The 15,566-nt window shown below is 59.0% G+C and carries 13 protein-coding genes; 4 read left to right on the top strand and 9 right to left on the bottom strand.

Features of this window, described 5'->3' with window-relative positions; translation table 11 throughout:
- Window positions 1–5: 5 nt before the first annotated feature.
- The 3 genes from AA105894_RS15765 to AA105894_RS15755 form a co-directional block, all read right to left on the bottom strand.
- The gene (locus AA105894_RS15765) at window positions 6–2,090 is read right to left on the bottom strand and encodes a M13 family metallopeptidase (RefSeq protein WP_267312566.1); all 2,085 of its coding nucleotides are present in this window, start codon (window positions 2,088–2,090) and stop codon (window positions 6–8) included.
- Between the two features lie 96 nt (window positions 2,091–2,186).
- Window positions 2,187–2,834: a Dabb family protein gene (locus tag AA105894_RS15760; protein WP_267312565.1), complete on the bottom strand. Its 648-nt coding sequence runs from the start codon at window positions 2,832–2,834 to the stop codon at window positions 2,187–2,189.
- A gap of 89 nt (window positions 2,835–2,923) precedes the next feature.
- Window positions 2,924–3,748, bottom strand: coding sequence for a ferritin-like domain-containing protein (locus tag AA105894_RS15755; RefSeq protein WP_267312564.1), 825 nt, complete (start codon window positions 3,746–3,748; stop codon window positions 2,924–2,926).
- Window positions 3,749–3,867: 119 nt separating this feature from the next.
- On the opposite strand from AA105894_RS15755, the gene bioB reads away from it, so the two are divergent.
- On the top strand, window positions 3,868–4,899 hold the full coding sequence (gene bioB / locus AA105894_RS15750; protein ID WP_229719699.1) for a biotin synthase BioB: 1,032 nt from the start codon (window positions 3,868–3,870) through the stop codon (window positions 4,897–4,899).
- Window positions 4,900–5,356: 457 nt separating this feature from the next.
- Here bioB and AA105894_RS15745 read toward each other — a convergent pair whose 3' ends face one another.
- Window positions 5,357–7,615 carry a TonB-dependent receptor gene (locus AA105894_RS15745; protein ID WP_373316791.1) on the bottom strand — a complete coding sequence of 753 codons (2,259 nt, stop codon included), beginning with the start codon at window positions 7,613–7,615 and terminating at the stop codon, window positions 5,357–5,359.
- 131 nt (window positions 7,616–7,746) lie between these two features.
- On the opposite strand from AA105894_RS15745, the gene AA105894_RS15740 reads away from it, so the two are divergent.
- Genes AA105894_RS15740 through AA105894_RS15730 form a run of 3 tightly spaced genes read left to right on the top strand, consistent with a single transcriptional unit; the run spans window position 7,747 to window position 9,808 of the window.
- Window positions 7,747–8,025, top strand: a complete 279-nt coding sequence (locus AA105894_RS15740) for a hypothetical protein (protein ID WP_267312563.1) — start codon at window positions 7,747–7,749, stop codon at window positions 8,023–8,025.
- Entirely contained in the window at window positions 8,025–9,503 is a 1,479-nt protein-coding gene (locus AA105894_RS15735; protein ID WP_267312562.1) for a PepSY-associated TM helix domain-containing protein, read from the top strand. Before AA105894_RS15740 ends, AA105894_RS15735 begins: the two co-directional genes overlap by 1 nt.
- Window positions 9,500–9,808: a hypothetical protein gene (locus AA105894_RS15730; protein WP_267312561.1), complete on the top strand. Its 309-nt coding sequence runs from the start codon at window positions 9,500–9,502 to the stop codon at window positions 9,806–9,808. The genes AA105894_RS15735 and AA105894_RS15730 overlap by 4 nt, the downstream gene beginning before the upstream one ends.
- 75 nt (window positions 9,809–9,883) lie before the next feature.
- On the opposite strand, the gene AA105894_RS15725 is transcribed toward AA105894_RS15730, so the two are convergent.
- The 5 genes from AA105894_RS15725 to AA105894_RS15705 are packed head-to-tail and all read right to left on the bottom strand — an operon-like array spanning window position 9,884 to window position 15,396.
- Window positions 9,884–10,687: a hypothetical protein gene (locus AA105894_RS15725; protein WP_267312560.1), complete on the bottom strand. Its 804-nt coding sequence runs from the start codon at window positions 10,685–10,687 to the stop codon at window positions 9,884–9,886.
- Window positions 10,684–11,649 carry an MlaD family protein gene (locus AA105894_RS15720; RefSeq protein ID WP_267312559.1) on the bottom strand — a complete coding sequence of 322 codons (966 nt, stop codon included), beginning with the start codon at window positions 11,647–11,649 and terminating at the stop codon, window positions 10,684–10,686. The genes AA105894_RS15725 and AA105894_RS15720 overlap by 4 nt, the downstream gene beginning before the upstream one ends.
- Window positions 11,649–12,350, bottom strand: coding sequence for a P-loop NTPase family protein (locus AA105894_RS15715; protein WP_267312558.1), 702 nt, complete (start codon window positions 12,348–12,350; stop codon window positions 11,649–11,651). The genes AA105894_RS15720 and AA105894_RS15715 overlap by 1 nt, the downstream gene beginning before the upstream one ends.
- Window positions 12,347–13,153 carry an MlaE family ABC transporter permease gene (locus tag AA105894_RS15710; protein WP_267312557.1) on the bottom strand — a complete coding sequence of 269 codons (807 nt, stop codon included), beginning with the start codon at window positions 13,151–13,153 and terminating at the stop codon, window positions 12,347–12,349. The genes AA105894_RS15715 and AA105894_RS15710 overlap by 4 nt, the downstream gene beginning before the upstream one ends.
- The gene (locus AA105894_RS15705; protein ID WP_267312556.1) at window positions 13,150–15,396 is read right to left on the bottom strand and encodes a cache domain-containing protein; all 2,247 of its coding nucleotides are present in this window, start codon (window positions 15,394–15,396) and stop codon (window positions 13,150–13,152) included. The genes AA105894_RS15710 and AA105894_RS15705 overlap by 4 nt, the downstream gene beginning before the upstream one ends.
- Window positions 15,397–15,566: the final 170 nt, after the last annotated feature.

The raw sequence follows: 15,566 nt of genomic DNA, 5'->3' as shown, positions 1-15,566 counted from the left end.
AAAAATCACCATATTTTAACGCGATCCTGTGGAGCGAGGTAGAGTTTGTCACCCGGCTTGACGCCAAAGGCCGCATACCACGCATCGATGTTATGCATCGGCAGATTGACGCGGGCTTCCGGTGCCGAATGCGGGTCTGTCACGGCGCGATTGCGAATGGAATCCTCACGCAGCTTCTGACGCCAGACCTGAGCCCAGCCCAGGAACACGCGCTGATCGCCGGTCAGACCATGCACGACAGGAGCGGGCTTGCCATGCAGCGAGGCATGGTAGGCGTCGAGTGCAAGCGTCAGACCACCGAGATCGGCAATGTTTTCGCCCATCGTCAGCTTGCCATTGAGATGCACGCCGGGCAGCACCTCAAACGCATCATACTGCTTGCCGTAACGATCGGCGAGCGCCTGGAAACGCTTGACGTCATCTGGCGTCCACCACTGGTGCAGTCGGCCATGCTCGTCATACTGACGCCCCTCATCGTCGAAGGAATGGGTCATTTCATGACCGATCACCCCGCCGATAGCACCGTAATTGACCGCAGAATCACCATTCGGATCAAAGAAGGGCGGCTGCAGAATGGCTGCCGGGAAGACGATCTCGACCTGGTTGGGGTCATTATACGCATTGACCGTCTGCGGGGTCATGAACCACTCGTTGCGGTCGACCTTCGTGTCGAGATGGCCAAGGTTGTACTGCCACTCAAAGGCGATGGCGCGCGCGCCGTTGCCATAGAGGTCACCCGGCTTGATCGTCAGCCCTGCATAGTCGCGCCATTTGTTGGGGTAGCCGACCTGGATCTCGAAATTCTGCAGCTTGCGGCCTGCTGCCTCTCGGGTGGCAGGCGCCATCCAGGCATTATGGGCCAGACGATTGGCAAACGCTGCCTTGACGTCCTGCGTGAGCCCCGTGATGCGCGCCTTGGCTGCGGGCGGGAAATAACGCTCGACATAGATCTTGCCGATCGCCCAGCCCATCGCGTCTTCCGTATGGCTGACGGCCTGCTTCCAGCGCACGGGAAGCTGCGGGGAACCCTCGAGCTCATGATCGTAGAAATCGAAGTCCGCCTGCACAAAGCTTTGGCTCAGATAGGAAGAGGCATCGCTGGCAAGATGGAAGGCAAGCCAGGAGCGGATCGTCCCGTAATCTGCCGTCGATAGCACCTTGGCCATTCCCGCAAGGGCTGTCGGCTCACCCACAATGATGCGGCGGTTTTCGAGGTTCGATGCAGGGATACCGGCTGATGTCAGGAACCCGGCCCAATCGATACCCGGTGCCTTTTTGGCCAGCTCGGCCACGGTCATCGGGTTGTAGACCTTTACGGGGTCACGCATTTCCGTGCGCGACCACTCGACCTTCGCGAATTCGGTCTCGAGCGCCACGATCTTTGCGGCTTCCTGCTCGGCACCCGCCCAGTCGATCATGGTCAGGGTCTTGGCGATATAGGCCTGATACGCCTTCTTCTTGGCTGCGAAATCGGGCTTGAGGTAGTAATCGCGATCCGGAAGGCCGAGCTTGCCCTGGTGCAGGAGCAGCGCATATTCGCCAGGATTATTGTCATCCGCGTTGATGATCAGAGAAAAAGGAGCGTACTGGAAGCCAAATGCCGCCTGGCCGAACAGATGTGCCAGCGACGCAGCGTCTTTCACGCCCCGCACGGTGTCGAGATCGGCCTTGAGCGGGGTCGCACCCAGCCTGTCTGCCTGAGCCGTATCAAGAAAAGTCGCATAGAATGCGCCGAGCTTTTCCTCGGTTGTTTTCGGATCGGCGGCAGGATGCTTGCCCGCCTCGCTGAGGATCTTCTGCACGCGCTCACGTGCCGTCTCGGCAAGAATGATGAACGGACCGAAAGAGGCGCGATCTGCCGGAATGACGATGTTCTTCAGATACGTGCCATTGGCATACTGAAAGAAATTGTCGCCCGGTCGTACCGCCTTGTCCATGCCAGCCATGTTGAAGCCCCAGCTCGGATCGTAAGGCTTGACGCTGGCGTCATCGGCCTTGGCTTTCGGAGCGGTCGTCTGGGCCGAAGCAGACTGCACGGTCAGAGCAAGAACGCTGACAGCACCGAGCCAGAGCGAGGAAGCGCGTTTCATTTTTCTGGTCACTAGGCAGCCTTTTCCACAAATAAGCTTCAGGTCCCGCCTTCCCGTAAGGCGGGACACATTATGCAACGTTATGACAGTTTTTGTTCAACGGCGAGTCTGGCTGCCAGCCTTGTGCGACGTGCCCTTGTGCCCACTCGGCTCGAGACTGGCCGTGGCCAGAACATCGAAATCGAACACCACCACCTGCTCCAGAGCCGGGGCTGCAAATGTCTTGAACGCCTCATGCGCCGGATCGAACCAGGCCGGGTCCATGATCACGGGTTTGCCGACATAGAAGTTGCGATCACCTTCGGAGGCAAAGGTCACGATAAAGGCCTGCTGCAACCCGGCATCGACCCCCTCGCCGCTGTTCTGCACGCCCATTTCGATCGACTTGACCGGATGCGTGCCATCGGGGCGACGTGAGTCCTGCACGAGCCTCAGAAAACGCGATGTCACCTCGGCACGCATGGCGGCCGTCGCGCTCGATTTATAGCGGAACATCACGATATGGCGCACCAGACCGGGGCGCCAGCTTGGCGAGGTAAACTGCGGCAGACCGACCTGCGCGGCGAGGCCGCGTGCGGCCATTGTGCCGCCATCGGCGACGGGAGGCAGGGCGACCGGCCCCGATGAGGCGATCGGCAGGGAATATGGGTCTGCCATGACAGGCGTTGCTGCAAGCGTCAGCACGCCACCGGAAATGATCGCCCCCATAAGGGTAAGGCGTGAAAGATGAGACAGCACAGCCATAACGCTCCACGGTGTTGGTTCTGATCCATCTTAGAGCAGGAACGCACCGTGAGAGGGCTTAATTTGTCGTAGGACAGAAAACGCTTTCGTTAGGAAGTCGCCAGAGACCGCCTGAAACGCTTCGCCTTGAACTGGATCAGCTGATACATCGCCTTGGCAACCAGCACCTGAACCTTCGAATGCGGCGTAAAGCCGATGGTCTTGAAGATCATGCTCGTCACGCGGTTGATATGCTTGAGCTGATAGCAACCCATTGCCCGCGCCATATAGGCAGCGATGCATTTCTTGTGATCGTAGGGCGTGTTGGCTGACATATTGGTGGTGTAATAAGCCGTCGCCAGCTCGTCATCCTCACTCTCGGTCACACGACCAAGCGCGATCTTCGTGCGCTGCCATACGCTCAGCTTCTCACGCTTCAGATAGCGATGCATGTGGTCGTAGAAGAGCTTGAAATGCCGGTATTCATCGGCAGCGATCTGCTTGCAGATTGCCTTGAGAACCGGCTCATCCGTTGCATCGGCCATGGCCGTATAGAAAGACGATGTCCCTGTCTCGACCATGCAGCGCGCGATCAGTTCGCCCGTGCGCGATCCACGGATCGAGGCATCGACATCCTGCTCGATATGATACGTGGCGCGATAGCGTTCAAACGCCTTCATGTAGTCCCAGCTCGGGTCAGCGAGCATGGCCCATTTGCCGAGCGCATCGCCGTGCTGCACCTCCTCGACCGCCCAGTTATCCGCTGCCTGACGGAAATCCGGGTCGCCCACGAAGACGTTGCCGAGATAGACCGCATAATCGAGCCCGTTCCGCTCGACCACAGCCGCCGCCTTGATGACCGGAATGATGTCCGGGTCCACGCGGGATGCATCGAAAGCATCCCAATCCATCTGATCGATGCGCCAATGTTTCATGACGCAGTGATGACATGAATGCGCCATTTTGGGTAGACATCTCGCGCAGATGGGTGACAAGCGCCCCCTTGCTGTGGCATCGCTGCCGGAGCTTTTTCATTTTCAAATATTTTGGAGCCATGCCCCGCATGTCCCTCGATACGCTGACCCGTGATCCGGTCCTTCCCCGCGAAATCCGCACCCAGGCAAGCTGGAAACCCGAGATCAGGCATGACTGGACACGCGACGAAGTGGCGGCCCTGATCGACCTGCCTTTTCCGGAGCTGATCTTTCGCGCCCAGATGGCGCATCGCGCCTATTTCGACCCGACGCGCGTGCAGATCTCGACCCTGCTTTCAATCAAGACGGGCGGCTGCCCTGAAGACTGCGCCTATTGTCCGCAAAGTGCCCTGCACGAAAAGAGCGTGAAGGCCGAGCGTCTGATGGCCGTGGAAAAGGTGCTGACGGAAGCACGCGCCGCCAAGGCTGCGGGTGCCGGGCGCTTCTGCATGGGCGCCGCATGGCGCTCGCCCAAGGAACGTGACCTCGATACGGTCTGCGCCATGATCGAAGGCGTGAAATCGCTTGGTCTCGAGACCTGCGTCACGCTCGGCATGCTCGATGGCGACCAGTCACGCCGTTTGAAAGAGGCCGGTCTCGACTATTACAACCACAACCTCGACACCTCGCCCGAGTATTACGACAAGATCATCACAACCCGCACCTATCAGGATCGTCTCGACACGCTCTCGAATGTGCGCGAAGCCGGCATCAATGTCTGCTGTGGCGGCATCGTCGGTATGGGTGAGGATGAGAGCGACCGCGCTGGCCTGATTGCCACACTGGCTTCCCTGCCCCAGCACCCTGAGAGCGTGCCGATCAACCTGCTCGTGCGCGTCGAGGGCACGCCCCTCGCCGAAGCCGAGGCTGTCGATCCCATCACCTTCGCCCGCATCGTGGCCGCTGCGCGTATCACCATGCCCGCCAGCCATGTACGTCTGGCTGCAGGACGCGAGCTGATGAGCGACGAAGCCCACGCTCTGGTGTTCCTCGCCGGTGCCAATTCGATCTTCTGTGGTGACAAGCTGCTGACCACCCCCAACCCGGCAGAGCACCGCGACCGCAAGCTTCTGGCCAATCTCGGCATGAAGCCGATGACCGAAGGGCACTAAGCGCCTTCGCTCGATAGAGACAGGAAAGGCCGGTTCCGAGAGGGACTGGCCTTTTTCATGATTTCTCTCCGGCTGATCGGCACGGATCACGGAAGGAAATCGTACTCTCCCTGATCGTCCCGCGCCTTATGGCCTGTACGGGTGCTGTTATTTGCCAGTCTTGTCTGCGGAGAGAGCAAGCGCTGCGATTTGAACAGTGAGCCACCAGCGCAGGTCAAATCGTGCCCCCAGAGTTTCCTGCTATCCTGCCTCAGAAGACCTCCCCCCTGAGCCGCTTTGTCCATGACAGCGGGGCACCCGTTTTTTCTGGCGCGCACTGCCCTCTCCCCGCCCGGACAGGAGGGAGACGAGGCAACAAAAAAAGCCAACCCGAAGGTTGGCTTTTCGACGAACAGGAGACGTGTAGCACCTTTATGAAAACGAGAGGCGCATCAACACCCCTCTCGTCTTCAGTGGCTCAGAAATCGGCCGTGACAGAGAATTTGAACGTGCGCGGCAGGCCCTGAAGCAGATAGCCACCGAAAGCACTCTCCCAATAGCGCGTATTGGCAAGGTTATCGACACCAAGACGGGTCGTGATGGCCTTGTGCTCGACCACGAAGCTGTAACGTGCCCCGACATCGAAGCGTGTCCAGTTCGGTACGCGCAGCTTGTTGAGATTGTCGGCATATTGGTGGCCGGTCTGGATCACACGCCCGGTAAGCGTCGCGCCACGAATGAATGGCAGATCATATTCAAGATTGCCGTTGATCGTATAGCCCGGCACGCCGATAGAGCGATTGCCGTCATAAAGTCCACCCGATGTACGGCGCTGGCTGGCATCAATGATCGACGTGCCACCATTGAAGCGCAGACCCTTCACGATCTCGCCATTGACCGTGAATTCGATACCCCGGTTACGCTGCAATCCGTCGACCGAAAAGATGCTGGTGGTGGTGCCTGCAATCGCAGACGTATAGGCATTGGGCTGCTCGATCTGGAAAATTGACACGGCGGTCGAGAACCGGCCGATATCGTATTTTGCCCCGAGTTCGTATTGAACCGTCTGATAGGGCGGGAAAATCTGGCCAAGATTGACGACCTGCCCACTGGCCTGCGGGCCGGGTGCCAGCCCTTCGATACGGTTGAAATAGATTGAGGTCTGTCGCGTGGGATGCACCACAAGACCGACAACCGGTGTGAACGCGCCCTGATCGTAAGACGTCGTGCTCTTGCCGTAGTTATAGGCAACTGTCTTGATGGCCTGATAACGGAAGCCCGCCGTCAGCGCTACGCGGTCATGAAATGCCGAGACAGTATCTGAGAGAAACAGGCTCCACAGACGCGTCGTGTTGTTCTTCTGCGGATTACTGAGATTCCCCCCAATATAAGTCTCGGGCTGTGACGCATCATAAAGTGTCGGACGATAGATATTGGTTGTCTGCCTCGTCAGCGCGAGGGCATAGGCGGAAGCATTTTCCTCCCACAGGCCAGAACCACCCGCATTGATTTCATGCTTGATGCCGCCAGTGTTGAAATGTGAACGGAGTCCGGCCTGTGTGCTCTCATTCGTCTGCACATAGGGCACGTACATCGCCCCGTTATAGCCTGCGCCGGTCTGGCTGTTGGTTACGTAGGTGCTGCCGTAATTACCCTTTTCGTTGCCCCCCAGACCACCGAACTGCGCATACGCCGTCAGGTATTTGCTGAAATCATGCTCAACCTTGAGCTTGCCATAGATGTAGTTGAGCTCGGTATAGGTCCAGGGCTGACCGTAATTCGTGCCTGCACCCGGCACTTTGGGCACCGAGGTGACGCCGCTCAGGAACACACCGCCGCGGCCGCCATTCACGCCCTGGTTCTCATAGGCCATGTCGATGGTTACCCGTGTGCGGTCGGCACGATCGTGCCAGTCGAAACCGCCACCCACAGCCACCTGATGGCGCTTTTCGCGGTCAATGGCCGTAACACCGCTGCGACCGGCCACATTGATGCGCACGCCGAACTGCTTGTCCTGACCGAAACGGCGCCCCACGTCGACGGCACCGCCGCCCATCGACGAGCTCGTATAGTCGCCCGTGACACGCGTCAGAGGCGTATCGCCCGCATGCTTGAATTCGAGATTGATGTTGCCGCCTTGCGCCGTGCCACCAGGTGCCGCGCCGTTCAGGAAGGCACTGGCACCGTTGAGAACCTGAACCTGCTCATAAAGTTGGGGGGAGACAAGCTGGCGCGGCGTGATGCCATACAGCCCGTCAATCGCGACATCATCGCCGTAGACGGGGAATCCACGGATGACAAACTGTTCCGAGAAATTGCCATAACCCAGCGTCGTGCGCACGGTCGGATCGTTCATCAGCACTTCGCCCAGCGTCTGTGACTGCTGGTTCAGGATCAGGGCGGAGGTATAGCTGCGCACATTGAAGGGCACATCGAGCCCCTTCTTGTTGCCCAAAGCGCCGAGATTACCGCCAGACTTCACTTCCATGCGGTTCAGGCGCTGTGCCTTCACCTCGATCTGCTCATCCGACGACAACTCTTTTCCCCCGGATGATGCGGCGGCCTGTTTCTGATCGGGTTTACCTTGTTTTTGTTGTGCCTGTGCTTGAACATTCGCCTGATCCTGTGCGCGCGCCTCGCAGGCAAGAGCGGCAGACATCATCAGAAGGGCAGAAAATGCGATGCGCTGTGAGCGCTTGCGCAGAGGATTGACGGTAATCAGGGCCGAACTGTTCAAGAGGGCGATCTCATTGACAAGGGGTAAATGACGCGGTCAAATAGACGCGATTAAGAAACGCTCGCAACTAAACTTTGGCCCTTCCGGCGATCTTTCGTCAGGAAAAGCAGGCCCTGTTGCACAGGAACCACATGCGAAAGAGTCTCAAAAAAAAACATGACCGAAAGCTGATCCGTGCCTGGACCCTGCGGCTCATACTGGGCATCGCGTTCGTCTATATTGCAGGTATCGGTGTGCTCTCCCTCTTTCGCCGCATGGGCGGAGAGCCTTTCATGAATGTCGGGTTTCTGTGCGCCTTTGCCCTTATGCCCGCCCTGCTGCTCGTGATTTTCTCAATCCCGCCCCGCCGAAAGCGTAATATCGTGCCCAGTCTGGCCCTGCTCGCCCCCTGTCTCGGATGGCTCTTCTGATGCGCGACACGCTTCGCATCCGCATGGGATGGCTTCACGAATGGGTAGGGTTCATCGGCGGGCTTATTCTGGTTGTCGTATTCACCGGAGGCTCACTGGCTCTGTTCGATACCGAACTGACCCATTGGATGCAGCCGGAGCTTTCCCGCTATCAACCATCCCCCCTGAGCGATGACGCGCTCAATCGGATCGGCAGACTGGCGCAGGACCTGCGCAGCCAAGGTGAGAACGCCTTCATCACCCTGCCAACGCCGCGCGACCCCATGCTGCGCGTCCAGTATTTCAACGGCCATGCCTTTATCGGCACAGTCTATAATCCGGCGGACGGCTTTCCCATTCTCACGCGTGAGACTGGCGGCGGGCAGCTCTTTTTCGACCTGCACCACTCCCTCTATTACGGCCCCTTCTGGGGGAACATGCTCACCGAAATCGCTGCAATCGGCCTTCTCGTGGCCGTCGTGTCAGGGATCATCATCCATTTCCGCAGCATTCTGACCGATCTCCTGCTGTTCCGACCCTTCGCCTCGAAGACGCGCGCCTGGATGGACGCGCATATTCTGGCAGGCCTGCTGTTTCTGCCCTTCATGGCAATGATGGCCTATACCGGCGCCGTCATTCACGCCCCGCGCCTCTTTCCGATGTTCGGCATGGGGCATCATGGCAGGCCGGGCCATGAGCGACCGGCACATCCTCCGGGCGGTCGGGCACCCGAAAACGGGCAGAACACTCCTGCCCTCGCTCCCCTCGCACCGATGCTCCACAAGGCCGAAGCCGTTTTTGGAGCGGATACGGTGGGTCTGGTCCTGTTCGAACGGGGCACGGTATCGATGACAAAAGCCGATTCCGCGTCTTTCGCCCTGTCGCGCGATCACGTGACCTTTTCCGAGAAAGACGGCAGCCAGATCGCTGTCGTCCAGATACCGGATAATCTTCACCGCATCGGCGGCGTGCTGCGCGGTCTGCACTTCATTCGTTGGGCATCCTTGCCCATGCGCTGGCTCTATTTCATTTCCGGCCTTGTGGGCAGCATCATGATGTCGGGCGGCCTGATCCTGTTCCTGATGAAACACCGCCCCAAAAAGGCACGAAATTTTCTGTTCCGTCTGGCCGAGACGCTGACCATTGCCGTAACGACAGGCCTGCCTCTTGCCTGTCTTTCCTATCTCTGGGCCAATCGTCTTTTCTGGTCGGATCTGCCTGCTCGCGGCGCCTTTGAGATCCGGACCTTCTTTATTGTCTGGTCTGTAACCCTCATTCATGCTGCCTTGCGCAGCTTCAGTGCGAAACCGAGACGAGGCTGGAACGAGCAATGCGCAGTTTTTGCGGCCTTCGCCCTGACGCTTTTCCCGCTCGATCTGCTGACACGCAGCGCAAACGGTTTTCTCAACGGTTTCGATGTTTATAAATCTGTCGATCTGACGGTTTTCTGCTTCGGTCTTGCAGCGCTTTTCATCCATCGCAGGCTTGTCGCCCTATGATCATCATCATCATCGCCACATCCTTCTGGGCCGTTGCCCTCTTTGCCCATGCGATGCTGCAACCCAAATTCCTGCGGGTGCAGGGCATCGCACCAGCACCCCGCCTTCCCCTTCATCTTTGCCGGATCGTCCTGCCCGTTCTGGCTGCCCTCCTGTGCTGCCAGCTTGACCTGATTTCCGGTGTGCTTGTGTGGTTTGGCTCCGCCTCTATCGCCGGGCTTTTTGCGTGCGCCTTTCTGACGATCATGTCCGTCAGGGCCATGAAACGCCCGACACTGACGAAGCAGCCAACGAAGATTGCCTGAAACCGGGTCCGGCCGCCTCAGACGCGCGCTTCCGGATAAACAGGGATGCCCCAACAGAGCCGCAAGAGACCGGCCTTAGGGCTTCTTTTCAGCCTGGGCCCGGCTTTCTGCGGCGCGCTGGGCATAGGAAGCGGCCTTGTTCAACTGACCTGCCCCTCTCGCCGCATTGGCTGCGCAATCAAGGCCGCGCGCCATACCGCGATAATCCAGAATATCCCGACGCAGGGTTACAGCCTTCAATGCCTCGTTCTCGGCCTTGTCATAGGCTCTCTGACGCAGCGCCAGACGGGACTCGATTTCAGCGCGATCGGCCTGCTCGAGCAAAGGAGGTTTGGCAGAATGCGGCAGGGCATCGCGCGCGCTGGCGAGAGTTTTCACATCCCCCAGCCCATCTGCGGCAAGCCCTGTAAGGAAGGCGCGCCGTTCACTCAACGCCGGATCGCTGGTCTGAATACGCCCGCCAGCGTCAAGGGCTGCCTGATACTGACCAAGGCGACAATAGGCCGCCATCGCAACAAGCTCCAGCTCTGCGCCAGCCGTCGCCCCGCGCAGAGTCAGGGCACGATGTGTCTGCGCAACGGTGCCCAGAGCCGCCTGCGGGTCGCCCATGCCCAGCTGCGCCACGCCCAGATTATAGCCCGCATCGTCGATCGCCACGGCATCGTCACGCAGCAGGGCACGATCATAGGCCGTCTGGAACTGCGTCCGGGCCTGTTCGGCTCGGGTCATGTCGAAGGCTTCGCGCCCGACATCCATGGCATTGGCGTAGTCCTGATCGGTGCGTACCCCACCATGATCGCCCGCGCCGCCGCAGGCAGTCAGACCAGCAAGAGCGCTGACCGCTACAAGAGCCCGGTATCTTCGGGTCTGGGATCTCATGGCTTGATATCTCCGGCGCGCAATTTGCGTGGCGTTGCCTTGCCTGAGCTGCCTCCCAGAATCCACAGGCTGCGCAGTTGGTCGGTCAGTTTCTTGAGACTGTTCGCCGTTGCCTGGGCCTGGGTCAGCAGAGCGGGAAGCTGGGCACTCGCCTCGTTCATATGCGCCATCGTCTCCTTGAGCTGCGGCGTGGCCTTCTTCACGTCATTGCTGCTCGAGCGCAGATTGCTCATGGTGCCTTCGGTCTGCTTCAGCACGCCCGAAACCTGTGCCTCGATGGGCTTCAGACGTTCGATTGAGTCCTGCAGCGACTTGAGAACGTCATCGGCATGGTTGAGCAGCTTGTCATCCATGATGATCCCGCCAACCGATCCCTTCCCCGCACGAATGGCGTTCGTAACCGTTGCCAGATCAGCCATGATCCTGTCGGCATTATGCAGGCTGGGCATCATGCCAGCGCGGATATCGGCAATCGTCTTGGTGATCATATCGGCAGGGTTGGGCTCGACCGTAGCCTCCAGCTCGGCAAACTCCCAGTCCATCGCCGGCCCCTTGCTGCGCTCCAGCTCGATATAGCTCGCGCCGGCCACAACGAAGCGATGACGGATAATCGCGCGACTGTCCTTGCGGATATAGGGCTCGAACTGCGGATCGATATCGGCAATCGCATACATGTTGCCATGCGGATTGATCTTCACCGAGCGGATAGACCCGATACGAATGCCCATGAGCTCGATATCGTTACCGACAGCGAGCCCGGCGATACCACTTTCCGGCAGGTTGAAATGCAGCTTGCCGGAAGGCGTCAGCCAGTCGCGCAGCACACCGGCCTCGATGATCGCGAAAATGAACAGACCGAATGTCGCCATCACGAGAATGCCGACCCATTCATCTGCGTAGCGGATACGCATCAGCGGTCGTGAACGGCCATCGGCCTCGGAATTGGAGCGTACGCGAAACATCACACCACCTGCTTCATTGGCATCAGACCTTCATCCAGCAATCTGAAACGCTGCGTGCCCATGGCATTGTAGCCATGCCAGAGTTCCGGCTCCCGCGAGAACCAGATGACACCACAGCCGCGTTCCCGTGCCGCCGTCAGTTCGGCAAGAAAGGCCGTCATCATATCGGCATTCTCCTGTTCGACTGGGTCTTCCAGCAGAAGCAGACGCGGCTCTCCCAGAAAGGCCCTGACGCAGGCAGCCTTTGCCCGATCGGCCTTGCTCAGCCTGCCGGGCGCCAGGCTCGGCAAACCCGGAAGTCCGAAGCGCCGGGCAAGAGCCGTCGCTTCATCAACGAGATCCTGCGTCGGCGTGCGCGTGTGATGCAGCTGCTGGACAAGGATATTCAGATCGGTTCCGAAGAGATCGATCCAGGCCCCCTGCTGCATCACACGCCCGATCCTGCCACGCAACGCCCAGGCGCGCGTTTCGGCGAGCTTCTCCCAATCGAGGCCAAGACACAGCGCATGACCCGACACGAGTGGCGTCAATCCGCTACACAGATCGGCAAAACGCGTGGTCCGCAGCGGATCGCGGCAGGCGATCAACAAGCAATCGCCGGGCATGAGCCGCAAAGAATAAGGAATAGACGCCAGGCCGCTTTCTTCAAAAACCGGCAGGGCTTCTTTCAATTCCAGCACGGCAGAAAGATCATCGCTCATGCGACAGCCACCCCGAGTACGACATTCACGATCATGATCACCATAATGCCGCGGGCAAAGCCACGCGGCAGCAGCGTTGCCAGCGTATCGCTGCGCGTGGCGTCGAGACCGGTCAGCTGGGTAGTCAGGCTGAGCAGAAATCCGCTGAGAACCAGTTTGAGCGGAATGCCGAGATAATCGATCGGCTTCATGGCGCCGACAATATCGTAAAGAAACGTCCAGAGTGGCATCGTGATAATGGCGTGCAGTCGGCAGACGCCATAACCCACTGAAAGCGCGATAACGCTGAACACAACGCCAAGTGTGAACGAGGCGAGCATTGTCGCCAGAGCGCGCGGCATCACCAGCGTCAGAAACGGATCGATGCCCTGAGCCTGAAGTGCACGAAGCTCGCCCCCGATCGTCAACTGCCCAAGCTGCGTCAGGCTGAGCATGGCGCTCCGGCCGAGCAGGATGATGCCAACCAGAACAGGCGCGATTTCACGCACCAGAACCGTCGCAAGGAGAGAATCCGTCGTATCGGCCATTCCCGCAATGCCGAGCCAGTAGATGGCTTGCGCCACAATGCCGAACCCCGTCAGCGCCGCCGTGAAAAGCGTGCTGAAAAGCCCGCCTCCTGCCGACTGACGCAGCGTGCTCTTGAATTCGTAAATGACGGTGCGACGCCATGAGGTGGGGCGAGATGCTTCTCGCACAACCCCCCAGCTTGCGCCGACGAGCATGAGTGTGAAGCGAAGCTGTCGTCGTGTCAGCCCGCCCAGACGGCGCAGAAAGCGCCGATAAAAAGGAAGCTCTTCTCTCACCGCCGCGCCGCCAGCACATAAGTATTGGTGATACCCAACGCAGGCAGATAAAACATGCCGCGCGGTCGGAAGAGATAAAAATCGCGCAGCAGCGCATGGGCCGCTTCCGATACCTGGATAGTGCCCGCGTCGGGTGCGCTGACGGCCAGAAGCTCGGACGTCTGCGGCGCCTCGCCCCAGACGTTGAACACCTCCGGCTCCTTGCCAAGCGTTGCCCCGAAGGCACGGCCGACATCAAGGCCGATCCGGAAATTCGGCGTCAGATCGGCATCGGACAAAGTGATCAGAGCCAGCTCGCGCAACGCAAGAAGCGCATCGGCCACACGACGCGCGGCCTCTGGATCAGGCTCCTGCGAACACCCGCCGATCAGAACGAGGCGGCTCCCCAGAACCTGAGCGGAAAACAGATTTTGCTGCTGGACCACCTCCTGAAATTTTTCAACAAGATCCTGCACGATCGGAATCAGGGCAACGTCGCTTTCGGTCGTGGAGTCCTGAAACAGCACCGTTGCGACAGGCACCATGGCGTATTGACCAGAGGCAAGCTCACCGACATCCCGCCTCTCTGGCGCAGCGATAAACCCCTCGCTCAAGCGCGCTCTAATGCTCGTGGATTCCTCACGGCGCTGCGGGGTCGGCTTTGCTGTGCTGCTTTCATCTTCGCGCATGGCCGCAAACCGTATGGCCGCAACCTCAGCAACAATAGCGATGATATGCGACACTGCGTGGGGCCGGATCGCGTCTTCAAGCACGACCATGCCGATAACAAGGCCGCGCGCGAGGATAGGCTGGATATAGACCGATTTTGAGCCGATCTGCGCCATGACCATGCGCTGGAACGTGCGCAGGCCTTCCTGGCTTGCGGCATGATCGCTCTCGATCACTTCACCTGCCATCAATTGCGTAAAGAAGTTCTTCAGATCGCTATGCGACAACTCCATGCCAGCACTATGCGCTTCGGTAGCACTGTCATAGGAATCCTCGCAAAGCAGCCGCTCATCGTCACCGACGGAGCGCCAGAACCCTACACGTCTCGCCTTTGCGAGTTCTGCCAGTCTCTGGGTAAGGAGGGGGGCGTCCTGCGTCGGATCCAGAAGATGAGGTGTCCCCGCCATCGCATTGAGAGCCCGGCTCTCCGCTTTCACCTGCGCACGCTCAAAGCCGATCTGCCGTCGAAGACGCTCAGTCCTGCGATTCTGACGCACCAGAAAACCCGCCAGAAGCGCCGCAAGCACAACAATCACAAGCGAAAAGAGAAGTCCTTGCCGTCCAGCGGCCGCCGCAAAGGCGGCAAAATCGTCTTCGGGCGCATTCAGCAGCAAGACCCAACCCGGCCTTATCTTGTGCAGCGAGGCCATGATGGTGACATACTGCTTGTCATGCGCCTTGATGAGGTGCACCCCCGCGCCATAGATGTGGAACAGGGAGAGCGCTCTGGTGAAGACAGGTTGCGTCTGCGGATCGAGCAGCATCTTGTCGAACTGCCAATCGGCCTTGCGTGCCACATCGAGCAGATTATTGCCCGCTATCATGCGGCCTTCCTTGTCTACCACGACCGCCTTACCGCTTTTTCCGATCTTGATGGCCGCAAGGAAATCAGTCAGCCGGTTCAGGGAAATATTGATCGCAAAAACTGCCTGATGACCGTCAGATGTATGGAGAACGCTCGCTGCAGTAACAATCAGCTGCTCGGTCGCGACGGTCGGATAAGGATCGGACCAGTTCAGATCGGGATGCTCGAAGGCCCCTTTGTACCAGGGGCGCTGACGCGGGTCATAATCCTTTCCCGGCGTATCCATGACGCGAACGAGCTTGCCGCCCTTGTCGTAATACCAGTGTCTGAAAACGTTCTTGTCGTGCAGCAGATGCACCCATTCCATACCATCGCTGATTGCCTCTGGGGCGCGATCAATAAACCAGAAGGACCCGCGATCATCAGCCAGATAAAAGCTTTCAACCTGGGTGACATTGCGTAGCATGGAGGCGCCATACGCCAGAAAGACCCTGGGAGGTTCATCGGTGACAGGGTCGGTCAGCAGATCACGTGCCACGATGGCGGTTGCCGGAGCTGGCGCGAGATAATCCGACACTTCTTGCGTGATGTTTTTCTGTTCTTCGCTGAGCAGGTCCTGGGAAAGCGAGATCACGCCATTGCGTGTCTTGTGGTAGGAGTGCAGCGTGACGATGACGATCACCACAATAACGAGCACAACCCCAAGAATGGGAGCGACGAGCTCGATCAAACGGCGCCTTCTTGTTTCGGCTTCCGGATCAGCCGGATCTATAATCTCGGAAACAGGCAAGAATCACGCCTCCCAGGATCTCCCCTTCCGAGGGGAATGACTTGCGTTGACAACCTAACGTGCGAATAACCTATGCGTCGCGTTCACATCTTCTCTCTTGTTTCATGACG

Origin of the sequence: Asaia spathodeae NBRC 105894, assembly GCF_025994195.1 — a bacterium.
Lineage (GTDB): Bacteria > Pseudomonadota > Alphaproteobacteria > Acetobacterales > Acetobacteraceae > Asaia > Asaia siamensis.
Note: the sequence above shows the minus strand (reverse complement) of the source record. Positions and strands in the feature narration are given on the sequence as shown.